21 protein-coding genes and 1 pseudogene are annotated in these 23,734 nt (G+C 67.8%); 12 read left to right on the top strand and 10 right to left on the bottom strand.

Going from position 1 to position 23,734, the window contains the following annotated elements; genetic code table 11:
• From AB0B90_RS16305 to AB0B90_RS16265, 9 genes are all read left to right on the top strand, one after another.
• The coding region (locus tag AB0B90_RS16305; protein ID WP_350946849.1) for a hypothetical protein at positions 1-1,673 on the top strand (1,673 nt) is incomplete at its 5' end.
• A gap of 1 nt (position 1,674) precedes the next feature.
• Positions 1,675-2,790: a glycosyltransferase family 4 protein gene (locus AB0B90_RS16300; protein ID WP_350946848.1), complete on the top strand. Its 1,116-nt coding sequence runs from the start codon at positions 1,675-1,677 to the stop codon at positions 2,788-2,790.
• Positions 2,787-3,875, top strand: a complete 1,089-nt coding sequence (locus tag AB0B90_RS16295; protein WP_350946847.1) for a glycosyltransferase — start codon at positions 2,787-2,789, stop codon at positions 3,873-3,875. The genes AB0B90_RS16300 and AB0B90_RS16295 overlap by 4 nt, the downstream gene beginning before the upstream one ends.
• A 3-nt stretch (positions 3,876-3,878) precedes the next feature.
• Positions 3,879-5,210, top strand: a complete 1,332-nt coding sequence (locus AB0B90_RS16290; RefSeq protein WP_362923149.1) for a hypothetical protein — start codon at positions 3,879-3,881, stop codon at positions 5,208-5,210.
• 252 nt (positions 5,211-5,462) lie between these two features.
• Positions 5,463-6,644 (top strand): glycosyltransferase, encoded by a 1,182-nt coding sequence (locus tag AB0B90_RS16285; protein WP_362923147.1) that lies wholly within the window; start codon positions 5,463-5,465, stop codon positions 6,642-6,644.
• Positions 6,641-7,606 (top strand): NAD-dependent epimerase/dehydratase family protein, encoded by a 966-nt coding sequence (locus AB0B90_RS16280; protein ID WP_362923145.1) that lies wholly within the window; start codon positions 6,641-6,643, stop codon positions 7,604-7,606. The genes AB0B90_RS16285 and AB0B90_RS16280 overlap by 4 nt, the downstream gene beginning before the upstream one ends.
• A gap of 60 nt (positions 7,607-7,666) precedes the next feature.
• Entirely contained in the window at positions 7,667-8,656 is a 990-nt protein-coding gene (locus AB0B90_RS16275; RefSeq protein ID WP_350946843.1) for a GDP-mannose 4,6-dehydratase, read from the top strand.
• On the top strand, positions 8,653-9,690 hold the full coding sequence (locus tag AB0B90_RS16270) for an MraY family glycosyltransferase (RefSeq protein WP_350946842.1): 1,038 nt from the start codon (positions 8,653-8,655) through the stop codon (positions 9,688-9,690). Before AB0B90_RS16275 ends, AB0B90_RS16270 begins: the two co-directional genes overlap by 4 nt.
• A gap of 4 nt (positions 9,691-9,694) precedes the next feature.
• Positions 9,695-11,047, top strand: a complete 1,353-nt coding sequence (locus AB0B90_RS16265) for a polysaccharide biosynthesis tyrosine autokinase (protein ID WP_362923143.1) — start codon at positions 9,695-9,697, stop codon at positions 11,045-11,047.
• Here the strand turns inward: AB0B90_RS16265 and AB0B90_RS16260 are convergent.
• The 5 genes from AB0B90_RS16260 to AB0B90_RS16240 form a co-directional block, all read right to left on the bottom strand.
• Entirely contained in the window at positions 11,025-11,708 is a 684-nt protein-coding gene (locus AB0B90_RS16260) for a hypothetical protein (protein WP_362923141.1), read from the bottom strand. The two genes, AB0B90_RS16265 and AB0B90_RS16260, sit on opposite strands and share 23 nt — an antisense overlap.
• A 138-nt stretch (positions 11,709-11,846) precedes the next feature.
• Positions 11,847-13,574: a DUF4012 domain-containing protein gene (locus AB0B90_RS16255; RefSeq protein ID WP_362923139.1), complete on the bottom strand. Its 1,728-nt coding sequence runs from the start codon at positions 13,572-13,574 to the stop codon at positions 11,847-11,849.
• A 22-nt stretch (positions 13,575-13,596) separates the two neighbouring features.
• Positions 13,597-14,007, bottom strand: a complete 411-nt coding sequence (locus AB0B90_RS16250) for a hypothetical protein (RefSeq protein WP_362923137.1) — start codon at positions 14,005-14,007, stop codon at positions 13,597-13,599.
• A 309-nt stretch (positions 14,008-14,316) separates the two neighbouring features.
• On the bottom strand, positions 14,317-15,519 hold the full coding sequence (locus AB0B90_RS16245; protein WP_362923135.1) for a PQQ-dependent sugar dehydrogenase: 1,203 nt from the start codon (positions 15,517-15,519) through the stop codon (positions 14,317-14,319).
• 326 nt (positions 15,520-15,845) lie between these two features.
• Positions 15,846-16,481, bottom strand: coding sequence for a TetR/AcrR family transcriptional regulator (locus AB0B90_RS16240; RefSeq protein ID WP_350946836.1), 636 nt, complete (start codon positions 16,479-16,481; stop codon positions 15,846-15,848).
• Between the two features lie 58 nt (positions 16,482-16,539).
• Between AB0B90_RS16240 and AB0B90_RS16235 the strand changes: the two genes are divergently transcribed.
• The 3 genes from AB0B90_RS16235 to AB0B90_RS16225 are packed head-to-tail and all read left to right on the top strand — an operon-like array spanning position 16,540 to position 18,147.
• Positions 16,540-16,833, top strand: a complete 294-nt coding sequence (locus AB0B90_RS16235; RefSeq protein ID WP_362923133.1) for a hypothetical protein — start codon at positions 16,540-16,542, stop codon at positions 16,831-16,833.
• Positions 16,833-17,696 carry a methyltransferase domain-containing protein gene (locus AB0B90_RS16230; RefSeq protein ID WP_362923131.1) on the top strand — a complete coding sequence of 288 codons (864 nt, stop codon included), beginning with the start codon at positions 16,833-16,835 and terminating at the stop codon, positions 17,694-17,696. Before AB0B90_RS16235 ends, AB0B90_RS16230 begins: the two co-directional genes overlap by 1 nt.
• Before the next feature lie 52 nt (positions 17,697-17,748).
• The gene (locus AB0B90_RS16225; RefSeq protein WP_362923129.1) at positions 17,749-18,147 is read left to right on the top strand and encodes a hypothetical protein; all 399 of its coding nucleotides are present in this window, start codon (positions 17,749-17,751) and stop codon (positions 18,145-18,147) included.
• A 109-nt stretch (positions 18,148-18,256) separates the two neighbouring features.
• Here AB0B90_RS16225 and tgmC read toward each other — a convergent pair whose 3' ends face one another.
• From tgmC to AB0B90_RS16200, 5 genes and pseudogenes are all read right to left on the bottom strand, one after another.
• Positions 18,257-19,390, bottom strand: a complete 1,134-nt coding sequence (gene tgmC / locus AB0B90_RS16220) for an ATP-grasp peptide maturase system methyltransferase (RefSeq protein ID WP_362923127.1) — start codon at positions 19,388-19,390, stop codon at positions 18,257-18,259.
• On the bottom strand, positions 19,383-20,345 hold the full coding sequence (gene tgmB / locus AB0B90_RS16215; protein WP_362923125.1) for an ATP-grasp ribosomal peptide maturase: 963 nt from the start codon (positions 20,343-20,345) through the stop codon (positions 19,383-19,385). Before tgmB ends, tgmC begins: the two co-directional genes overlap by 8 nt.
• Positions 20,346-20,369: 24 nt before the next feature.
• On the bottom strand, positions 20,370-20,642 hold the full coding sequence (gene tgmA, locus AB0B90_RS16210; protein WP_362923123.1) for a putative ATP-grasp-modified RiPP: 273 nt from the start codon (positions 20,640-20,642) through the stop codon (positions 20,370-20,372).
• Between the two features lie 354 nt (positions 20,643-20,996).
• Positions 20,997-21,647 (bottom strand): DUF6461 domain-containing protein, encoded by a 651-nt coding sequence (locus AB0B90_RS16205; RefSeq protein WP_362923121.1) that lies wholly within the window; start codon positions 21,645-21,647, stop codon positions 20,997-20,999.
• Positions 21,648-21,755: 108 nt separating this feature from the next.
• Positions 21,756-23,645: pseudogene (locus AB0B90_RS16200) on the bottom strand (LamG-like jellyroll fold domain-containing protein); the annotation flags it as partial.
• Between the last annotated feature and the right edge of the window lie 89 nt (positions 23,646-23,734).

The following is a 23,734-nucleotide window of genomic DNA, read 5'->3' as shown; positions in this document are numbered from 1 at the left end:
TGCTCCCCATGATGTTCACCCTGACCATCCTCCTGGCCATGATCACCCACCGCCTCACCCGCTCCCACCCCGCCACACTCCTCGCCATCACGGGCTCGATCTCGGTCGGAGCGGCGAGCCTCTACCTGGGTAGCAGCGATCTGTTCACCTGGGGAGGCATTCCCGACGCCTCATGGACGAGCCCCACCCAGGCGTTCGGGGCTCTGCTGTTCGCCCCGGTCGTCCTGCTGCTCGTCGACCTCCTCGAAGGACGCAGACGTGACGTCGGCAGATGGCTCCTGCTCGGCGTGTTCATGGTGGCGGTCATGGGAGCCAAGGCCGTCTACCTGCCCCTGCTCGCGGCGGGCCTGCTGGCGGTGGTCGCGGTCGAGGTGATCAGGCGGCGCCGGGTGCCGTGGCCCGCGCTCGTCGCGCTCGGGATGACCGCGGTGTGCTTCCTCAGCGCGCAGGTGACGCTGTTCGGCCGGGTGCGGCAAGGGTTGGTCGTCGACCCCCTCTCGTTCGCGCGAGCCGCGTGGGGCGAGTTGACCGGCCTGGGCGAGCAGGTGAGCCCTCCGTCGGCCTCGGTGCTCGCCGTCGCGTCGCTCTACCTGTTGTGCTGGGCCGTCGCGTGGTGCGGGATCCTCGGGCTGCTGTGCAGGCCGAGACTGCTCCTGCGGCCGACGGTGGTCCTCCTGCTCGGCATGGGCGCGGCGGGCATGGGCGCGGCGCTCCTGCTCGGGCACCCGGGCAGGAGCCAGCTCTTCTTCCTCTGGGGCGCCTATCCCTACCTGGTGATCGTCGCGGTCTACGGGATCCTCGTCCTCCTGCGGCGTGCACGGGTTTCACCCGGAGTGGCGATGTGCTCGGCCGGCGCCGGAGCGGTCGCCGCCTATGCGATTCCCGTCCTGTGCGGCGTCAGGATCCCCCTCGGTCCCGGTGAGGGGGACACCGTCCTCTACCGGCCGTACATCGTGCTTGCGGTGGCCGTCGTCCTGGTGTCCGCCGTCCTGGTCGTCAGGTGCGGCGGCCTTCGCGGATGTGCCCTCGTCACCATCATGCTCGCGGCCATCGGCCTGCCCGCCTACGGGCACGCGCGTGTCCTTTCCGTCATGGACCGCCTCATCGGAAACGGCTCTCCCCCGGTCAGGCCGGTGGCCTCACCCGTCCCTCTGGGTGCCCTGGAGGCCGGCCGGTGGCTGCGCGCCCACTCGGACCCCGACGACCTGGTCGCCACGAACGCGCACTGCCGCTGGGGGTACGAGAACCCGTGCGACAGCCGCCAGTCCTGGGTGGCCGCCCTGTCGGAGCGGCGGGTGCTGGTCGAGGGATGGACCTACACCGCGGCGAACACGAGCCGCTGGCGGCCGGGGTCCCTGCCGGAGCGCCTGCCGTTCTGGGACGGCGAGCGGCTCGCCCTCAACGACGCCGCCTTCCAGGCCCCCTCGGCGGCCACGATCGGGCGGCTGCGCGAGCGCTACGGGGTGCGCTGGCTCTTCGCCGACGAGCGCCGCACCGGCCGGACCTCCAGGATCGGGGACTTCGCCGAACTGCGGTTCCGCTCCGGCGACTGCGCCGTCTACCGGATCCCGGAGCACGAGGTCTCCCCAGGCGCCGACGACGACCCACCGGGTGACGACGCGTCGGCCCGGCGAGCCGGGCCGGAAGGACACCGAGCCCATCAGGGAGGTTGACATGAGGATTCTGCACATCGGATACCGACTTCCACCCGAGCCGGGAGGAAAGGAGCGCTATATCGAGCGCCTCAGCCACGAGCAGATGCTGCGCGGGCACGAGGTGGTCGTCGCCCACCGGCGCGGCGACGTCCCCGGCGGCGCGAAGGCGTTTCCGCTGGCACGGACCGCTGCCAGCCGCGCCGTCTCAAGGAGGTCGGATGTGATCGCCTTCGCCATGGAGTGCGCGCGGACGCTCCGCCGGGCACACCGGATCGACATCGTGCACGCGCACGGCGACCACCGCGAGGCACTCGGCCTCGGCTCCGCCGCACGGCGAGCGGGGATCCCCCTCCTGATCCATGTCCACGGTGCCCTCACCGTGCGTCACCGGCGGATCATGCCGTGGGCCTTCCGGCACACCGACGGATTCATCGTGGCCGGAGAACGGCCGCGGGAGGACCTGCTGGCGGCCGGCGTGCCGGAGCGGCGGATGCGGGTCATACCCGGCGGCCTGAACCTCGATCACCTCGCCGGATTCCGGGAGAGACATCCGGTCGAACCAGGACTGATCGTCAGTGTGGGCTCGCTGGTGAAGGTGAAGAACCACGCGCTGACCGTTGAGGCCTTCCACCGGCTACGGACCGACCACCCCGGCGCGCGCCTCGTCATCGCGGGTGACGGCCCGGAACGCGCCCGGCTTGAACGGCTCGCCGGGACGGGGCAGGGAATCGAGTTCACCGGGCACATCCCCGCCGACGACGTGTACTCGCTGGTGAGCCGGGCCCAGGTGGTCGTGCACGCCTCCCAGCGGCTTCCCGCCATCGGCGAGGGCATTCCCTTCGCCCTCCTGGAGGCCCTCGCGCTGGGCACCGCCGTCATCGTCTCGTCCGACGCCTCACTCGGCGCGGTCGTGGCGGACGGCTCCGCCTACCGCGTCTTCCGGTCGGGATCCGTGCACGACCTGGTGGCGCACCTGCGATCGGTCCTCGACGACGAGGCGCTGTGCCTTGAGATGACCGAACGCGGCGTGCGGGCCGTGTCGAACCTCGACTGGCGGATGGTGGGCGACCGCATCGGGGAATGGTACGAGACGCTCATCGCCGACCGCCCCCTCGCCCAGGCGGGCGCGTCATGAGCGGCCTGCACGTCTGTGAAGTGATCAAGACGCTGGACGTGGGCGGCGCGGAGGTCCTGCTCGTCGAGAGGCTGCTCTCCGCTCCCCCGACGGGCAAGCGCTACACCGTCGTATGCCTGCGTGCCTCCACCCACGAACTGAGCGGGCGGCTGCGATCGGCGGGCATCCGGGTCGTCGACCTCACCTCGTGCCCGCGCTGGCTCCGCCTGGCCCGCCTCGCGTACGTGGTGCGAAGGCTCGAACCCGACGTTCTCAACATCCACTCGCCCCTTCCCGCGTCGCTCCTGCGGCCCGTGTCCCAGCTGTTGAGTCCTCGCCCGGCCCTGGTCTCGACGGTGCACAACGTGCGCTACCGCCTGCCGACGATGTTGCTCGATCGGGCGACGGGATGGCTGGACATCCGGACCGTGGCCGTCTCCCCCGAGGTCGCCCGCGCTCGCACCGGCAGGCGCTCGCGGGGCCTGTCCGTTCGCGTGCACGGCGTCCACGTCGCCGAACAACGCCGTTGGGCGGCTCAATCGGAACAGACGAGGCGAGAGTGGAACGTCTCCCCGGACTCCTTCCTGGTCGTGCACGTCGCCAACTTCCGCGCGCAGAAGAACCACGAGCTACTCGTCGAAGCCGCGGCGAGGGTCGGGGAGCGAGACCCCCGTCCCGTGTTCCTGCTCGCCGGATCCGGTCCCCTGCACGCGCGGGTGGCTCGCCGGGTCGAGGATCTCGGCCTGGGCAACGTGCGCCTGCTCGGTCACGTGCCCGACGCCGACCGGCTCATCGCCTCCTCCGATCTGCTCGTGCTCAGTTCCTCGTACGAGGGGTTGCCCGTGGTCGTCATGGAGGCTCTCGCCGCGGGCGTGCCCGTCGTGTCCACCGCCGTGGGCGGGGTGCCCCATCTGATCGAGGACCGGAGGAACGGCCTCCTCGTCAGGCCGGGGGACCCAGCCGCCCTCGCCGAGGGCATCCTGCGGGCGACGCGACCGGAGATCCACGCACGCCTTCGCGAAGGAGCGCGGGAAAGCGCCGAGCTCGTGGACATCAGCCGGGCGGCCGCCTGGTTCGACAGGCTCTACGACGAGGTCTGCTCGTAGGACATGGTCACCACTCTCGGACGTGCCGTCCAGCGGATGCGCCCACCCGGCGGGCGCCATCTGCGGACCTTCACATCGCTGACCGCCGCCGGCCTTGGCGAGGCGGTTCTTCCCACTCTCAGCCTGATCGCCCTGGTACGCCTGACGGGGAGTGAGACATCGGGTCAGGTCATTTTCGCCCAGTCTGTGGCGACCGTCTGGTTTCTCCTGTGCGACCCCTGCCTGGAGAACGCCGCCCAGCGATTCGTCCCCATCGAGCAGCAACGGAGCGGGCAGGGCTCCTCGCTGTTCATGCGCCTGATGCACTGGGACGTGGCGATCGGCGTGGCCGCGGCCTGTGTCGGTCTCGTGGCGGTGCTGGCCGCGCGTCTGCTGGGTTCCCTGTCGGACGAGTTCGCGCTCATGTTCGCTCTCGCGATCGTCACACGCGGGTCCATGGCGTCGTACGGCACAGCGGGCGCGGCCTTCGCGCTGACAGACCGGCTGCGCGCTCTGGGCACGCTCAGGACGCGATGCGCGGTCCTGTCGTTCGGGCTGTCCCTTGGCGGGTTGTTCCTTGGAGGGCCCCTTCTCTACCTGGGGGGGCAGGCCGCGGGTGCGCTGGTGATGGCGGTGGTGTTCTACCTGTTGGCGACCCGGGGGCTCCTCGCACGAATGGGACCGGCGGTCGCACGAGTCCGGCTGCCCTCGGGCATGGTCGCCTTCACCGTGAAGACATCCATGGGCACCAGCGTGGCCGGAATCTCCGACTCGGGCATCCTCACTCTGGCCGGCCTGCTGGGCGGACCGACCCTGGTGACCATCCTCAAGATCGCATCGGCCCCCGGCCGCTTCTACGCCAACCTGGCGATCCCGGTGGCCGCGATGCTCTATCCCCGGATCATCCGGAGCGCCACGGCGGGAGCGGGAAGGGCAGCCATCATCCGGGACGTCACGCGCACCACCCTGCTGCTCGCCGCGGCCGGGGCGGTGACCATCGCCGTCGCGCTCCCGGTGACCGACGCCGTCATCGGCATGGCCTACGGCCCCGGCTACGCCCACCTCGGCGTGGTCGCCGTGGTGCTCCTGGGCGCCGCCTGCGTGAAGGGAGCGGTCTGCTGGTCCAACGTGCTCCCCCTCGCCCTCGGCAGGCCCGGCCGGCGGCTCGCGTACCTCCTGGCGGAGGGGGGCATGCTCCTGGGCGTGCTCCTCGTCGGCAGCCGGACCACCTCGGGCCCGTTCCAGGCGTCGCTCTGTTTCGCGTGGGGAACGCTCGCCGTCGCCACGCTCGGCACGGCTTTCTGGATCGGGTCGTTGCGGCGTATCACCGACCTCGGTTGTCCAGAGCGCGAGTGATCTGCCGGCATCGAAACGCAGAAATACAAAAAAGGCTAATTCGCCCATATTTCCCGCGCGGCCACTCGCAAAGCCATCGGACCCGATAGGGATCATCGGGCGGACTGCGAACACTTGGGACGACCCAGCTAGATCATGCCTAGGTAGGGAATAGGAAAAACATCGCGCCATCACCGTGATGGTGTCGGCGAACAACCCAAAGAGCGAACTAGTTTCTCCAACGTGAACCAGGCCTGTCACCGAGGAGCCCGCATGAAGCCGGACGGCCGGATTCGTGTCATGGAAATCATCGCCCGAATGAACGTCGGCGGCCCCGCCACGCAGGTGTCGGGGTTGTCGGAGGGGTTGGACGCGAAGGAATTCGACCACCGCCTCTACACCGGCTACGTCGACGGCCAGGAGTGCGACCACCTCCGGCTGCACGGGACGGAGACACAGGTCCAGCGGGTCCCCGGCCTCGGCCGGTCGGTCAGACCCGGAGACGACTACCGCGCGCTCTTCTGGCTGATCGGCGCCATGCGGGCGTTCCGTCCGCACATCGTCCACACCCGCACGGCCAAGGCGGGCGCCCTGGGCAGGGTGGCCTCCCGCCTGGCCGGCGTCGGCTCGGCCCGGGTGCACGTCTTCCACGGACATCTCCTGCACGGCTACTTCTCCCCGGTCAGGCGCGAGCTCTACGTGCGGTCGGAACGGCTCCTGGCCTCCGTGTCGGACCGGCTCGTGACGGTGGGGGCCCAGGTCAGGGACGATCTGCTCCAGGCCGGGATCGGGCGCCCCTCGCAGTACGTGGTGATCCCTCCCGGTGTCCGGCTGAAACCGATCCCCGACCGCGGGACGGCACGCGCCGCGCTGGGACTGCCTCCGGACGCGCCGATCGTGGCGTACGTGGGCCGCCTCACCGCGGTGAAGCGGCCCGACCGGTTCCTCGCCGTGGCCGACGCCGTGTCCAGGCAGATCCCCGGCTGCCGCTTCGTCGTATGCGGGGGCGGCGACCTGGAGCGGCAGGTCACCCGGGACGTCGAGCCCGTCCGCGACTCCTTTCACCTGCTCGGCTGGAGGAAGGACGTAGAGACCGTCTACGCCGCCGCCGACGTGGTCGTGCTCACCTCCGACAACGAGGGGACCCCGCTCAGCCTCATCGAGGCCGGCATGGCGGGCACGCCGGTCGTCTCCACCCGGGTGGGAAGCGTCGCCGAGGTCGTCAGGGACGGCCACACCGGTCTGCTGGCCTCGACCGACCCGGCCGAACTGGCGGCGCACACCGTCCATCTGCTCCGCGACGCGGGCCTGGCCCGCCAGATGGGCGAGGCGGCCCAGGAGTGGACACGATACGCGTTCGGCGTGGATCGCCTCGTCTCCGATACCGAGCACCTCTACCGGTCGCTGTGCGGGAAGGGCGGCCGCCGGCTCGTGGCGGAGGGGAACGCACGATGAGAGTGCTGGTGACAGGCGGCGCCGGTTTCATCGGCGCGCACATGTGCCGGGCGCTGGCCGCCAGGCCCGAGGTCGGGCACATCACGGTGCTGGACGATCTGAGCAGCGGGGATCTCACCAATCTCGACGGCGTCGAGGCGACGGTGGTGACGGGCAGCATTCTGGACCGAGACCTGCTGACGGACCTGGTGGCCGGTGCCACACACGTGATCCACCTCGCCGCCCGGCCGTCGGTGCCCCGCTCCCTGGCCGACCCGCTGGCCTCGCACGCCGTCAACGCGACCGGCACCCTGCACGTGCTGGAGGCGTGTCGCGCGAGCAGACCGCACGTGATCCTCGCCTCCTCGTCCTCGGTGTACGGCGACAGTCCCGAATCCCACAAGCACGAGGACCTGCCCACCAGACCGCTCAGCCCGTACGGAGCCGGCAAACTCGCCGCGGAGGCGTACGCACTGGCCTACGCGCACAGTTACGGCCTGCCGGTCCTGCCGTTCCGCTTCTTCAACGTCTACGGCCCGCTGCAGAGCGCCGGACACGCGTACGCGGCCGTGATCCCGGCGTTCGTCTCCGCCGCGCTGCGGGGCGAGCCGGTCCCGCTGCACGGCGACGGCCTCCAGTCGCGGGACTTCACCTACGTGGGCTCGGTGACCCAGGTCCTCGCCGACGCGGCCGCGCGCCGGATGACCAGCACGAAGCCGGTGAACCTGGCGTTCGGGACCCTCGTCTCCCTCCGGCACCTGATGGGCGTCCTGGCCGAGATACTCGGCCGCCCCGTCGAGGAGACCTGCCTGCCACCCCGGCCGGGCGACATCCGGCAGTCCCAGGCCTCTCCCCGTCGGCTGCGCGAACTGTTCCCCGGTGTGTGTCCCGTCCCGCTTGAGGACGGGCTCCGCACGACGGTGGCCTGGTTCGAGAGGACTCAGGCCCCGGCCATCGGGGCGCAGGTCGCCGGCTACGCGTGATCCACCGCCTCCTTCCCGCCAACAGAGATCTCCCTCCAAGAACGTGACGAGGAGAACCCCGTGAGCACGACATCAAGCACTAAATATCTAATAACAGGCGGAAGCGGATTCATCGGATCGCATCTGGCCGACGCGCTGCTCGCGCGCGGTGACTCCGTCATCGCCCTGGACAATCTCTCGACGGGACGGCTGGAGAACCTGCGCCCTCATCCGGCCCTGCGTTTCGTGCACGGTTCGGTCCTGGACGAACTCATGGTCGACGAGTTGGTCCACCGATGCGACGTCGTCGTCCACATGGCGGCCGCGGTCGGCGTCAAGCTGATCGTCGAGCAACCGCTGCGGTCGCTGACGACCAACATCCGGGGTTCGGAGATCGTCATCGAGGCCGCGCACCGATACCGGAAGAAGATCCTGGTCACCAGCACGAGCGAGATCTACGGCAAGAACTCCTCCGGCGCGCTGCGCGAGGACGCCGACCGCATCCTCGGCAGCCCCGCGGTGGTCCGATGGGCCTACAGCACCGCCAAGGCCGTCGACGAGATCCTCGCCAACGCCTATCACAAGGAGCGCGGCCTGCCGACGATCGTCGTCCGGCTGTTCAACACCGTGGGACCGCGGCAGAGCCCGACCTACGGCATGGTGATCCCGAGCCTCGTCCGGCAGGCCCTGTCGGCCACGCCCCTGACGGTCTTCGGCGACGGGACCCAGACCCGCTGCTTCGCACACGTCTCGGACATCGTCGACGCGCTGCTGCGCTTGCTCGACGAGGACAGGGCCGTCGGTGAGACCTTCAACATCGGCTCCAGCGACGAGGTGAGCATCATGGAACTGGCGAAACTCATCATCGAGTTCACCGGATCCACCTCCGGGGTCGATCTCATCCCCTACTCCCAGGCCTACGAGCGGGGATTCGAGGACATGACCCGCAGGGTTCCGGACACCGCGAAGCTCCGCGCGCTCACCGGCTGGACTCCGCGGCGCTCTCTCGACCAGATCCTCACCGAGATCATCGGCGAGGCCTCCGGCGATCCGGCGGCGTTCCCGCGGTGAGCGGGACGATCGCCCTCGTCGCGGGAGCGGCCTTCCTGCTCAGCGCGACGGCCGCCGTGCCGCTGGGGCGTCTGGCGCTGCGGTGGGATCTCACCGACCGCCCCGGCGGGCACAAGGCCCACACCCGCCCGACCCCGTACCTCGGCGGTGTCGCGATCACGGTGGGCACGACCGTGCCCACCGTGATCGTGCTCGGCCTCGCCGATCTGCAGATCATCGCGATCCTCCTCGCCGCCGCCACGGTGTCCCTCCTCGGCCTGATCGACGACATCACCCCCCTGCCCGCGGTCACCAGGTTGATCGTGGAGACCGCGGTGGCGATCGGGGTGGTGTTCTCCGGCGTCCAGGCGACCGTCACCGGAACGTGGCTGGACAGCGTCCTCACCGTGGTGTGGATCATCGTGATGACGAACTCCTTCAACCTGCTGGACAACATGGACGGCGCGCTGGGAACCGTCACCACCGTGACCGCCGGCCTCCTCGCGGCCACGGCCCTGCTCCAGGGCCACACCTCGCTCGCGGTGCTCCTGTGCGCGCTCGCCTGCGCGTGCCTGGGCTTCCTGCCGCACAACTGGGCGCCCGCGAGAATGTTCATGGGGGACTCCGGGTCGCTGTTCCTCGGATTCACGGTGGCCTGCTCGGCGACCGTCCTGGTCATGGGACGGTCCCCGGACGGGGTGATCGCCGGACTGTTCCTGCCGACGTTCATGGCGACCGTCGACACCTGCATGGTCCTCCTCTCCCGCCTGCTGGCGAACCGCCCGCCGTTGCGGGGCGGTACCGACCACGTGTCGCACCGGCTGCGCCGTATGGGCCTGGGAACCCGTGCGGTCGCCACGACGCTGGGCGCGATCACGGCGTTCACCGGCGCCCTCTGCCTGACGACGGTCTCGGGCCAGCTGTCACCACTCGTCGCGATGGTCGTGGCGGGCGCGATCGCCGTCACTCTCGCCGGCCTGCTACGGGACACGAAGGCCCACCCGCCGGCCCACCCCCCTCGGATCCCTCAGAAAACCCACGAAAGGCGGCGTTGATCCCGTGGATCTGCTCTACTACGCACGGCTGGTGCGCAGGAACTGGCTGATCATCCTCCTCTCACTGATCCTGGCGGTGGGGGCGGCGCTCGCCGTCACGGCGAACATGCCGCCGAAATACGTCTCGACGATCTCCATGCTGGTGTCGGGCCACGACAGGGAGGGCAGCCTCTCCACCGCCTACCAGGCGGGCATGCTGTCGGCCCAGCGGGTGCAGTCCTACGCCAACCTGCTGTCCAGCCGCCGGGTGGTCGGCCAGATCGTCGAGGGCGAGGACATCGCGCGCGTCCAGAGGAACATCAGCGCCGAGGCCGTCCCCGGCACCGTGCTCCTGCGTGCCACGGTCACCGACACCGACCCCGCGCGAGCCTCCCTGCTGGCCAACGCCCTGGGGGACCGCTTCTCGAAGCTGATCGACCAGATCGAGCGGCCCACTCCGGGCAGCCGCCCCACCATCAAGATCACGATAGTGGACAAGGCGGATGTCCCCCGGGAACCGGTCAGCCCCAGGCCACTGGTCAACCTGGCGGTCGCCGTACTGATCGCGCTGCTCGCCACCATGGCCGTGATCATCCTCCGTGACCGCCTGGACACGACCCTCACGTCCCCCGAGGCGCTACGGGAGGCGTCGGGCAGCTCGGTGCTCGGGGTCATCGGCTACGAGCGGGACGCGCGGCACCACCCCCTGATCCTGCGCGACCGTGGCCGGTCGTCCCGGTCCGAGGCGTTCCGCGCACTCCGGACCAACCTGCAGTTCATCGGTGTCGACCGGCAGCCGAAGTCACTCGTGGTCACCAGCTGCCTGCCCGGCGAGGGGAAGTCCTCGACCTCCGCCAACCTCGCGATCACGCTGGCCCAGGCGGGCTGGCGGGTCATCCTGGTCGACGGCGACCTGCGCCGCCCCAGCATTCCCTCCTACCTCGGTATCGAGGGGGCGACGGGCCTGACGGACGTGCTGATCGACAAGGCGCGCCTGAACGAGGTCATCCAGGTCTGGGGCGATGCCGGCCTGTCCGTCCTGCCGAGCGGTCAGATTCCGCCGAACCCGAGTGAGCTGCTCGGCTCGAACGGAATGCGTCAGGTGCTCGCCCAGCTCACCGGGACGTACGACATGGTGATCATCGACGCGCCCCCGCTGCTGCCCGTCACCGACGCGGCGACGATCACCGCGCTCTGCGACGGCGCGCTGCTCGTCGCCCGGTACGGCAAGACCCGCCGGGAGCACATGGCCCGCGCTTCGGAACTGCTGGCGTCGATCAACGCCCGTGTGGTGGGAGGCGTCCTGAACTTCGTCCCTGTCCGTAGCGGCATGTACTACGGCTACGAGTCCGAGGTCAAGAATCCGGTGAGTGTGTGAGCAGCCGGAGCGGGACGGCGAGCGACCTCGCGATGTCCCGTCCCGCCGCCCGGTAGGCCAGCCGGGAGCGCCCGTACGGGTCGGCGATGTCGAACCGGTCGATCCGGACCAGCCCGCGCAGCGCCCGCGCCTGGTCGACCAGCGCGCGGGCCCGCCGCACGGGATCCCGGTGACGGGTGATCTCCTCCGGCGGCACGGCCCGCACCAGCGTGCCGAACTCGGCGATGGTGAAGGCCCGCGTGACCGCCGAGAGGTGCATGGCCACCGATTCCGCGCGGTGCCCGAGGGTGGCCGTGAGTACGAGATCGGCGGCGGCCACCAGGGCGGGAACGAGCGGACGGGAGCCGAAGCCGGCGGGATCGCCGCCGAGCCGTACCAGAACCCGCCGGGCGCGTTCGGTCATCTCCCGTCCCGGCTCGGCGCGGGTGCCCGCGCTGATCACCTGGACCGCCTGGCACGGACCCAGGGCCGAGCGGGTCAGCCGCTCGGCCAGCGGGGAGCGGCAGACATTGCCGGTGCACACGAAGAGGATACGAAAGCGGACACCCTCCCGGACATCCCGCCAGCAGCGCTGCCCGCAGCCCTCGTGCCCGGGCGGGACGCTCTCCCACGGGATCGCGGCGTCCTGTGCGGTCCCACCGGTCCGCGGTGAAGCCTTCATGGCGCGAGAGTAGATCGCCCCCCGTGCGCCGCCGCCCGTGACGCGCGGTTCTTTGCTCTTTTCTGCCGATACGAACAGGCGATACGGCGTGGAAGCCCACCCGGTGGCGCCCTCGGCCCTCCACCGGAAAGTTCGGCCTCAGGGTGGGCAACCCCGCGGGTCCTGGGTGACGCGAGTCCGCTGGGGACGAACGAGCGGCTGCACCGGAACCCGCGGCGGCTCGCCGGAGGCGAGTTCGGTGAAATCGAACTCCAGCGTCCTGGACTGTCCGGGGGCGAACTCCAGAAGGACCGAGTAGACGGGGTGGGAGCGTTCGGTCTCCCTGATGACCGCCACCCGGTCGCCGTCGAGGCGGGCCGCGGTCATCCTCGCGCCGAGTCCGCCGTACAGCGACACCCAGAGCAGGTTGGAACCGGGGACGTGGCGGTGCCCCGGATCGTCGAGCCGTCCGGTGACGTAGGACGGCAGTGTCCGCCGCGGGACATCGTTGGTGAGCCCGATCCGCACCGTCGAGGAACGCAGCCCGCCCCGGCAGGGGCCAAGCTCGTAGTCGAGGGCGCGCTCCAGGTAGTAGTCGAGCTTGCCACCGGCGGAGTTGTTGACCACCAGGCCCGCGAACGGTCCAGGCCGCGACGGCAGCACGCCGCTGACCGGTGTGCCCGACAGGCGCCGCTGCTCCGCCTCGTGGCGGCTCCACACCTGGATCCGCCGCTCGCCCACCATGTCGGACAGCACGGGCAGCAGCCTGGCGGGGGCGGCGAGCGAAGCGGGCAGCGCCTCTCCGACGGCACCGGCGATCTCGATGAGGAACCGCTTGCGCGCCGCGGGGTCGGGGTAGCGGGCGTAGGCCTTCCGCTCGGTGAGGTCGACGACATTCTCCGCGGTGACCCTCCCCCCTTCGGGGAGGGGCACCGGCCCGATCAACCTCAGCAGGTGGGCGAGGCCCACCGGGTCGGTGGCGACGGCGCCGTCCAGCCGCCTTCGGCCCTGTCGCTCCCACAACCCCGTCCAGGTGGCCGCGGCGTACGGAAAGTGCGGGGAGAGGTTCGAGACGGAGAGCATCCTGGTCGCACCCGTTCCATAACGTCCGAGGAAGTCCGGGCCGTGCTCGGCGACGGGGACGGGACTCGTGGCCAGTCCCTTGTTGGCGGAGAGGTGCTCGACGGTGAGCCTGCCACGGTCGGCCTTCAGGATGCCGAAGGCTCCGACCAGCCCTCCGGTGCCCCGGGCCTCGGCGTTGGTCTGGAAGGCCAGGAAGTAGTGGCGGGGGCCGTCGCGACCGAGCATCGGGGGCAGCAGGGTGGCGACGTCCGCGGCGTCGCCGAGCAGGCCGCGCAGCCGGCCGATCTCGGCCAGTGCCGTGCCGCGCGCCTCGTCCAGCCGGTCCAGGCCGGTATCGCCGGGGGTGGCCGCCAGGCGTGAGAGCGCCCGCCCGAGGCGGGAGACGCCGTCGTCCAGGACCGGTGCCGCGGCGTCGAGCGCGGCCAGCCGGTGGCGCGGGTCATCCGGGGAGCGCGACCCGCTCATCAGGAAGGGGGCGGCGACCTCCCGCACGCCGGCGAGAACGTCGGTCAGCTCCGCGGCGGCGTCGGCGAGCCCGCGCACGGTCGTCGCGGCGTTCCCCACGATCGGAACGTGGGCGATCGTCCACCACTCCGGGCCTCCGGTGAGCCGCCGGGCCTCGGCCGCGTGCCACCGGGCCTCGGCCAGCGCGGTGACCGCCGGGTGCGGGTCACCCGCACCCACCACCGCGCGCAGCCGGACCAGTGCGGTCCCGGTGGCCTCCAGGTGGTCGCGGACGCGCATACCGAGATGGGCCGACCAGCCCCCCGCCAGCACCAGCGCTGCGGAGACCGGCAGGCCCACTACGACTACTCGGCGTCGTCTCCTATTCGACACTGGCGGATCGGCGGCGCCGTACCGAGATCAGCGTGACCACGACTCCGGCGGCCAGCAGCCCACCACCGAGCAGGACCACCGTCGCCACGGGCGTTCCCGTGAACGGCAGTTCCGCCACCGGGTCCGACGACCGGCAGCCCTCTGCTCCGCAGCCGTCGGAGCAGTCGTTCCCCTCACAGTTGTCCGAGAAGCCGCCGTTGCCCTCCCGGTCCCTCTGGTGGTTGTTCTCCCTGTCCCTCAGGTTGATGTTGTTGGCGTTGTCGCTCTCTTGCTTGATGCTGTTGACGCTCTCGTTGGGACCCGGCGGGTACAGCACCTCCTCGGCCGCCGGCGTCGGCTGAACGGTCGCGGCGAAGGCCGTCGCGGAGGCCCCGAGGGGCAAGGCGGCCCCGGCGCTCACCGCCAAAACAATAGATATTAGATAATTTTTTACCATTTCAAACTCCCGGCGGCAGCATTTCAGGCTATGGAAATAGCACCCGTAATTCGGGCAACATGTCCACGGAATCCGTTATATGCACCATCGCCGGGAGCGAGAACGCCGCCTCGCCACGTTTGTCGAACAATCACCGACTTTTCTCCCCCTCGTGACGAGACGACACGACCTCCGACGGCGCGCTCTCGGACACCCGTCGCGGCGGGCGGAGCCGGAGGGTGCGCCGGGATCGCTAACCCGCCCCTCCCGAGGTGAACGTCCGGGGGGCGGGTTCTAACCGGCTCCCGGCTCCAGGCGGTAGACGGGTCCCGACAGGCTGAGCGCGTACAGCTCGCCGTCGTGGCCCTGGCCGAAGGACGACAACTGCTCCACCCTGCCGAGGTCGTCGCCGCTCCCCTCCCCTCCAAGGGGCGCGGCCTTGACCCAGCCCGCGCAGAAGTCGCCGTAGACGAATCGTCCCTCCAGGCCGGGGATCTTCTCGCCCCGGTAGACGTATCCGGCGATGACCGAGCAGTTGCCGTCCTCACGCAGCGGATACTCGATGATCGGGTCCACTGTGTCGTCGGCGTCGGCGGTGTCGCCGCCACCACCCCCGTCGAAGGGGTGGGTGCCCTCCTTGAGGTTCCAGCCGTAGTTGCGGCCCCCCTCGCCCTTCGGCTCGAAGTCGACCTCCTCCCAGGCGTTCTGGCCGACGTCCCCGATCCACATGTCGCCGGTCTCCGCGTCGAAGGTGAACCGCCAGGGGTTGCGCAGGCCGTACGACCAGATCTCCGGCTTGGCGCCCTGCCTGCCGACGAACGGGTTGTCGTCGGGAACCGTGTACGGGGTGCCGCGCGGGTCGATCCTGAGGATCTTGCCGAGCCAGGTGTCCAGTTTCTGGCCGTTGCCCTGCGGGTCTCCCCCGCTGCCGCCGTCGCCGAGGGCGATGTAGAGGTATCCGTCGGGTCCGAAGGCGAGCTGCCCGCCGTTGTGGTTGGCGTACGGCTGCCGCTGGGTCAGCACGTCCCTGCGGCCGGTCGCCTTGCCGTCGGCGAAGGCCCATTCGGTGACGTGGGTGGTCCCTTCGCGGTCGGTCCAGTTGAGATAGAGGAAGTCCCCCTCCGGGTGGAAGGCCACCCCGAGCAGTCCCTGCTCGTTGCCCTTGCTGATCTCCCCGGAGAGGTCGACGACGGGCGCCTCGGCGACCTTCCCGTCCTTCACCGCGCGCAGCCGCCCCGTCTGCTCGGCGATGTAGAGCGTCTGGTCGTCCTTGCGCAGGGCCATCGCCACCGGCATGTCCAGCTGGGCGAACTCGGTGAAGCGGACCTTCGGCGCCGCCTGCCCCGTGGACTGCGTCTGGGAGGCCGTGGCGGTGGGCGAGGCGGCGGGTGGGACGGACGCGGAGTCGGCGGACCCGGTGGTCCCGGTGGAGGAGCAGGCGACCAGCGCCGCACTCAGCAGGGCCAGGCCCAGTCCTGTCCGGCGGGAGATCGGCACGGTTTCAGCCTCCTGTGTTCTTCGCCTGCTCGAATGATCGTCTGTACGGGTCTACGCACCGGCCGCCGCAAAGGTTCCGGCCATACCTCGCGATTCCCGCACACCTGGCCCTCCCCCATCCAGATCCATCCATTCTTCCGGGCCGCCTTCCCCGGCCTGTCCGCTGGGTGGCGAGCCTGGTCTGCGAGATCACGGTGCTCTGGATGCCGTCCACGAGCACGATGGCTCAAGACGGCGAAAGCCCTCGGCCGGAGGCTTCACCCCGCGCGCTCGCTCAGTGAGATGGCATCCGGCGGACAGCCGGCTGCGGGGCCGGACGACAGGACTCAGTCGAACACCGCGCCGGCGACCGTGTCGACGTACCAGCGTTCGAAGCGTTGCACCGGCCAGCCGCGTTCGCGGACCAGCCAGTCGTAGTTACGGAAGTCCATGGCGAGCCAGAGCACGTCGGCGACGCTGTCGGTGTCGTGGCCTGCGCGCACGGCACCGGTCTCGACCAGCTCGGCGGCGAACATGGTCATGCCGCGGCGGCGTTCCTCGACGTTCTTGCGCCAGATCTCGGCGGCGTCGGAGTCGGCGGTGGCCGCACCGGCCAGGATGATCATTATGGCGGCGTGCCGGGCGTGGACCTCGGAAAGGTGCCGGGCATAGCGGGCCAGCTTGGCACGCGGGTCGGTCAACGCCTGGATCTCGACGACGAAGGACCGGCTGGGCATGTCCACGGGCTCGTCGTCGCCGGCGATGGACACATCGACGAGCTGCGACAGCAGTTGCCGTTTGCTGCCGAACACGGCGTAGACGGTCTGAACCGCGACGCCCGCCTCGGCGGCGACGGCGGCCAGCGTGGTGGCTGCGTAGCCCGATCGAACGAACAGCCGACCGGCCGCGTCCAGGATCGCGCGCCTGGTCTGGCGTGCCTGCTCCTGCCGCCGCTTCGACTCGTACCGCCTCTTGACAACCATCGCCTCACTGTAGTGCTCTATTGGATAGAGTTGAACTTTATTCAAAGGATGTGATCATATGCCGTTCGGTGTGCTCCAGGAGATGCCCGGTGTCAGCGAGTCGGAATATCGCCTGGTCGAGCAGCATCTCGGCCCGGACCGCCCGCCGGGCCTGCTCGCCCATGTGGCGGGGCCGGTCGAGGGCGGCTGGCGGATCATCAACGTCTGGCAGGACGAGGCGGCGTTCCGGCGCTTTCAGTCGGAGCGGCTGATGCGGGCGGCGGGGCTGGCCGCTCAGGCGGAAGGGTTCGACGCCGGCAAGAGCTCCGGATTCAGATCCATGACGGTCGACGGCACCGAAATGCCGTTCTGATGAGCGATGTCGGCACGCTACGCGCCCGCAACGTCGCGTTCTGGACACAGGCCGCGCCGGGATGGGTCCGCCATGCGCGGCGTCAGGACGAGTACGGCAGACCGCTCGGCGCCGTGGCGATGGACCGGCTCGCGCTCCGCCCCGGGGAGAGTGTCCTCGACATCGGGTGCGGGTGCGGCGGCACCACCGCCGAGATGGCGCTCGCCGTCGGCCCGGCGGGCACGGCCGTCGGCGTGGACCTCGCGGAGTCGATGGTGAGCGCCGCCTCCGCGCGCTTTCCCGCAGATCGGCATCCGGGCCTGAACTTCGTGACCGCCGACATCGAGACCGTCGCACACATCCCGGGAGCACCGTTCGACGCGGTTTTCTCCCGTATGACGTTGATGCTGCTGGCAGACCCGGTGGCCGGCTGCACCACGATCCGGCGGGCACTGCGCCCCGGCGGCCGGTTGGCCGCGACCGTATTCCGCGACGGCGGCGCCAACCCGTGGCTGACGCTCGCGGTACTCGGCACCGCACCGCACGTGGGCTCGCTACCGCCGCTGCCGATAGGCAACGAGCCGGGCCCGTTCTCCTTCGCCGAACCGGCCCGCGCCACCCGGATTCTCGCCGCCGCCGGTTTCACGGAGATCGATCTCACGCCACACGATGTGGTGATGTCCACACCCGACGAACCCGAACCGGTGGCCGAGTGGCTCATCGAGATCGGCCCCGCCGGCGCCGCCTACCGGGCCACCTCCGCCGAAAAACAGGCGGCCGCGCGCGCGGCGACGGCCAGACTGCTTGAGCGGTTCCGCGAACAACCCTGCGGATACCGGATCCCGGCCGGCATCTGGCTCGTCACGGCACTGCGGGCACCGTGAAGCCACACCGACCGAACCTCGACGGCCATCAACCTTTCAGAACGGCGTCAATGTGTTGACAGGAAGAACGAAGTCGCTTCTGACCGCGACGATGCTGGGCTGCGCGCTGCTCCTGTCCGGCTGCGGCGGTGGCGATGCGGACGATCCGGCTCCGCCGACCGGCGCGGCGACACAGGCGCCCGAACCCTCCGGCGCCACCTGCGACCAGGCCGCGGACACGGTCAAGAACCACCTGAACAGCCCTGACGTCACCTCGGTCACCGTCGTGGGCCAGTGCACCCTGGTCGTGGTGGAGACCACGCTCGGCGACGACGACACCACCGCCGCACGGCAGCTGTGCGAGCGCGCGGGCGAGGTCGCGTACACCGGGGACATCAACGCGATCTCGGTGAAATCCCGGTCGGACGTGGAAATCTCCAACGGCATCACCGGCATGAAGTGCATCCCCTGAGCCACGATCGGCGATGCGGTCTCGCATCTCGGGTGCAAGACCGTGTCGCCTCCACATCCACGATGGCTCAAGACGGCGAAAACTCCAGGGCTTCACCTCTCGCGACCGCCTACGCCGGAAGGTCCCAGCTCGGCCCGGCGGGGTCACCGAGCCAGACGCGCTGGCGCTCCCTCGTGACGGTGAGCCCGAACCCGGACTGGTGCGGGGATCCAGCCTCCTGCCAGATGAGAACGGCCTCTTCGGCCTTGTCCCACAGCTTGATCGGCCCGTGCTGGTACACCGTCCATCCGCCCGCGGGATCCGGTGCGGTGTCGGCCCGCGAGCCGGTACCGACATCCAGCAGAAGTGTGGACTCCCCGCTCCAAGACAGCTGGGCCTGCGGGATGGCGAGCTGGGCGATCCACACGGCCGTATCGTCGCCTCTGAGAATCGAGGGGTCGATTCTGCACCTGCGGGCCTCTCCGAAACCGGTTGTCACCGGGGGCCGTGGCGGCGGCAGGTGGGAGCGGGCGGTCATGAAGTACAGATCGTCTTTGAGGAAACGACCGCTCGCGCTGCCGTCATCGGCCAGGGTCAGGTGCGCGAAGGCGACCCCGCCCATCCAACCCCACATGGGGGCGGTGATGGTCCCTCCGCTGCGGACCTGCCGCATCCAGGCTGCCGGGATGGTACGCACCGAGCAGGTGGCGATCAGTCGGTCGTACTCATCGTCCGAGCCGTATCCGAACAGCCCGTCCTGCACTGCGAGGGTCGGCGTGTATCCGGCCTCGGTGATCGCTTTTCTGGCCCGAACGGCAACCTCCGGGTCGTACTCGACCGAGGTGACGGCCTCCTGCCCGAGCCGTTCGCACATCAACGACGTCGAGTAACCGGTACCCGTGCCGATTTCCAAAACCGTGTCACCCTCGCTGATCTGGGCGGCCTCCAACATGAGCACGACCAGGCTCGGGAATGTGGAGGACGAGCTTGGCTGCCCGACGATGACGTCGGTCGCGTCCTCGGCGAGAACCCCTTCGACCTGGGTGACCCATGTCGCGTCGGTGTAGGCCAGGGCGAGCCAGCCGTCTTCCTCCATTTCGGTGCGGCGCAGGAGATTCCACCGATCGGCACGGCCCTCTTCCGCGAGGTAGACGGCATCGCCCAGAAACAGCTCACGCGGTACGACTTCCAGCGCTCGGCGCCAGCCAGGGGAACCTATCTGGTCCGCCATGGCGAGGCGAAGCTTCGCGGCCACCTCACTCATGGCCCCATCCTTCCAGCAGCACATCGGCGAAGGCTTCCGCCATCGCGTTGGAGTCGGGCAGCCACCCCCACTGTCCATTGGGGTTGCACTCGATGAACGTCCAGGTGTCCGGGCTCTGTCCGCTTCCGTCACCCGCTCCTATGGCGAAGTCGAAGCAGCCGAAGACCAGCCCGAAATGGTCGAGGTACTCATACAACCTGTCTCTGATCGACTCAGGGACGGCGATGGGTTCGTAAACCAGTTCATCCCAGTCCCCACTGCGCCAGTCGAGCGCGCCGTCAGGTGTGATGATGCTGCTCGCGAACACGGCCCGTCCGATCACAGTCACCCTGGCGTCCGCGATTTTGTGTACTTCCTCCTGGAACAACTGGGCGGTCATCGACAAGGAGTCGTCGAGGTCTCGCGGAGTGATCCGCTGCGTCCATATCGCGGCGACGTTGCCCTCCGGAGCGGTCGGGGCGCCTCGAAACGACTTGTAGATGGCGGGCTCAGAGACGAACTTACGCGCTTGGGTCACATCATTGGTCACCAGGCTCCGAGGTATCTTCAGGCCGAATCGGGCGGCCGCCTGGAGTTGCGCGACCTTGAAGTCAGCCCTTCCGATATTGGTGGGATGGTTGACGTAGCGGCAGTTCGGCAGGTTGTACAACAACCCACTCAGCCCGTGTCTGGCCTCTGCCACGGCGAACTCCCGGGTCTGCTTCTCCAAGCCCTCAAAACGCCAAGGGCTGGGGCGCCGGTAGTACACCGCCCAGACGTCTTCCAGCGCGATGTCACGACTGGGCGTCCGCAACCGGCCGCCCCAGGCCGGACTGTGATCGCCGATGTGGGCGCTGAACATCAGTTCGGGGCCGATGTCAGCGGGGTCGATGCGAGCGACATGCACTCGGCGCTCGTTCAAAGCTGAAATCACCACGTCGGCGGTGACGTCCTCGGCCGACGTGATGACCAGCACTACCCGTGGCGAGTCATGCACCGGTCAGTCCGACGCGCTGTCGTTTTGGGAGTCGTCTGCTGTCTGGGAGGCACCGCCTGAGCCATCCCCGCCACCACCCCTCGACACGGTAACGGTGACGAAGCTCCTGCTGGTTGAGTCCTTACCCATGTCCACGATCGCGCCGCTCGCGTCGTAGAAGTTCGTGAGCTGGGTGTCGGGGTCGAGCTTGAAGGTCTCGTACGGCGCCGGGGCCTCGGGAAGACGTTCGGTCATCCGCGACAAACCCCAAGGCCGCATGGTCTGAGAGTTCGACATGTCAAGCGCTCCTTCGGCAAGCGGCGCCCAAGGCGCCGGTGAACGGATCTCCGTTGAAAACCTGATCTCCACCGACGTTATGTGCGGCCAGCGGGACGGACCAGATGTCTGCCGTGTCTGTCGTATGACAAACAAGCTGTGTGATCCGACAAGAAGACCCCCGGCTATGAAGCCGGGGGCCCTTTCAGTCTGAAGAAGACTACTGAGGCGATCATAAGTATTGAGACTTTCCAGAGATTCCGCCCGCCGCTCCAGCAGGGACGACTCGCCTTCTGGTCCCCTCAAAAGTCCCAGAACTCATGATCGGCTCAGCAGATTGGCCGTCGAATCCAGTATTGGATCACACAAGCGCGATCATATAAGGTATTCTTCGGGTTTTCCGGCAGTAGACGAGTAAATATCCTGAAATGACACGAAGTATTGAGTGCTGTTTATGAGTTGCCGCCCGAACAGCAAGCCGGTGGCTCGCTCGGCGATGGATATCGCACCGAGAACGCGATTTACTGCATTCTGCAAGTCAAGCTGTTCCAGTTCCAATTCGTCTTCCTCTGACTCCCAGTCTGGTTCCTGTACAGGCAGAACGCCTGCGGAAGTAAGATCGGACAACACGAAGTCGGGCGAGCTTCCCCATCTGAATTCTGGATCCTCAAGTCGGAACGCACAGATGAGATCCGTGTTCTCCAGGTAGGCGAACTTGGGATGGCCGATGAAAGGGTTCACCACCAGAGCGAGGCGGGTATCATCAGATAGCGCGCGGGATACGCGGCGCATTGACCCAGCATATCCACCCCGCTCGAGTATTATCGACCCACCGGTGACATCGAATATGGTAGCGAGGAAAGGCTTCCCTTCATCTGCACTTTCTATGAGCGCCCCGATGGACGTGTGTAAGATTTCCTGAACATGGCTACCAGGCTTTCCGGCTACGAAGGTAAGACAGAACCCGTTAACCCAGTAATCATTGTATTCATCACTTGTGAACCACTGGCGTTCTTGGCTGTCCATTTGTTTACCTGCATGTTTCATTGTGGGAGGCCTTGGAGTGGCCACGATCTGGGTGGCCACTCCAAGGCCTCAGGTTAATGGCTCGGATCTGAGCATGGATGGATCACATTAGCCGGGGAGTCCGACATTATCTAGGTTAATCCAGTACGTGTCACCTTCTAGGATACGTTCGTTGCCGAGCCAGACGTTGAGCCGCTGCGAACCCCAATCCTGGTTGGCTCGTTCTTCGATGACCAAGACAGACCAATTATTAGTTAATCTGTTGTTGGAGTCTCGGTGAGCGGCCCCTTCGTAAGTTGATGCGAACGGGTACTCGTCACAATTCCCCACGATGCCTTGGTGAATATATTGTGTTACGTAGCTTCTTCCCCAAATCTTCTTGCAGGTCCGTTGCGATCTGGCGCGGTTACGCTTGTTGACATCTTGGTCGGCGGTTCGTGTTATCCGGTCATTTAGGTCACCGCCAGGAATATCCTTATTTAAGGATACACCTCGAATAGTTTTAGGTTCCGTTGATTTCGGATATTTAAGCGCGAACCAGATATGAACGACTTGCTGCATGAATTGAGGCTCATAGCGAAGCTTCATGTGGGGGATGGACCAGGGATACACACATCCGCCTGCCAGATATAGATAGAGAGCGCTGTCACAGCGAACCAACTGCTTCATGGCGTACTGTACGCCCTTAGGCCCGACGTTTGCGTCCGGGAAGTAAGCCCAGACTCGGACGAGACAGTAATCACGCTGCTCATTCGTTCCGACCCTGGGGCCGGACGGTGTGCTGAAGGTCGCTTCAGCGACGATATTGTCGCCGCTGGCGTGCCACTGTGCGAATGTGGCCTCGCGATGTTGATTGGACGGATTCGTGTCGCAGTCCGAGCCCTGGCCTGGTGAATTGATGTCCTCCGAAATCGAGAAACCGATTCTCAGCCGAGAGACCCACCCTACCGGATGGTTACTTTGGGTGATTTTGTCGACGTATCCGCGGTAATCGAACTCACGGTTGTTCGGCTGCAAGTAGCCGAGAACAGTGACTCGGTAACTAATATAACCGATCACATTGTTCGCGTTGTCGTACCGATTGAAGTTGCGGTACTGCCAGAAGCAGGATGTGTACCTGTTCTTCGCATGTCCGTTTTTTGTCCAGCCGTTGAGACCCGTCATGCGAATCTGCGGGATGCTGCGACACCACTCCAGGTCAGTCGCCACAGAAGCCCTTGTTTGCGACAGTCCGGCGCTGGATTGTGCGGATTGGCCGCTTACGTATAGATCTTGCCACGCTGACCAATCACCGACAGCAGTGTCTGTCGTTGTCGTACGAGCACGCCATCGAACGTGCTGGGCAACTCGCAACTTCCCTGGCGGCATTTGCAGCGTCGCGACGCCTCTCTTCTTAATCTGCGTCTTTCCAGACCAGATCAGCTTCGCGCCCTTGGCGGACTTGTTCGGACGGGGAGCCACCTGGAGTTCTACCGCCGTGGCACCCGATGCCCATACTCTGAACCGTGGCGTCATGGTGGAATTGAATGAGCCGTGATGACTCGGGCTGGACTTGTCTACCGCCAGTTTCAGGATGGACGAGGTTGTCCCCGTCGCCACCCGAGATTGGGGTGCCGAAAGGGTGCCGAACCCGCCTGGGGCGCTGATCGGCGTGTTCATGTCGGTTTGGATCTGGGCGGCGCTCTGGGCGATGTTGTAGACGCGGACCTCGTCTATCGCTCCGCTGAAAAATTCACCCCACACGCTATTGCCGCCGATGTGCAGCGGCCCGCCATCGTCGAACAGGCCGCCAGAGGCTGCCTCTGAAACGACCTGACTGCCGTTGACGAACAGTCGTGCCGTCGTGCCGTTATACGTGACCGCCAGATGGCTCCACGTGTTGATCGGCAACGCCGTCGTGCCGTTCGGAGAGACGACGCCGTCGAGCGTGGTGAGCCAACCCGATGGCGCCGCACTGTCAGAGGCGTACAGGCCGTAGGAGGCTCCATCCCCGCTGTCTAGTGGCGCGTCACTGAACCTTGCTGGGCTATTTGATCTCGGCGGGTGAGCAGGCCAGCCTGGTCCCGGAGTAGTTCTGGGAGGTGGTC

Origin of the sequence: Streptosporangium sp. NPDC049078 (assembly GCF_040648855.1) — a bacterium.
Lineage (GTDB): Bacteria > Actinomycetota > Actinomycetes > Streptosporangiales > Streptosporangiaceae > Streptosporangium.
This window is presented reverse-complemented; position numbering and strand designations above follow the sequence as displayed.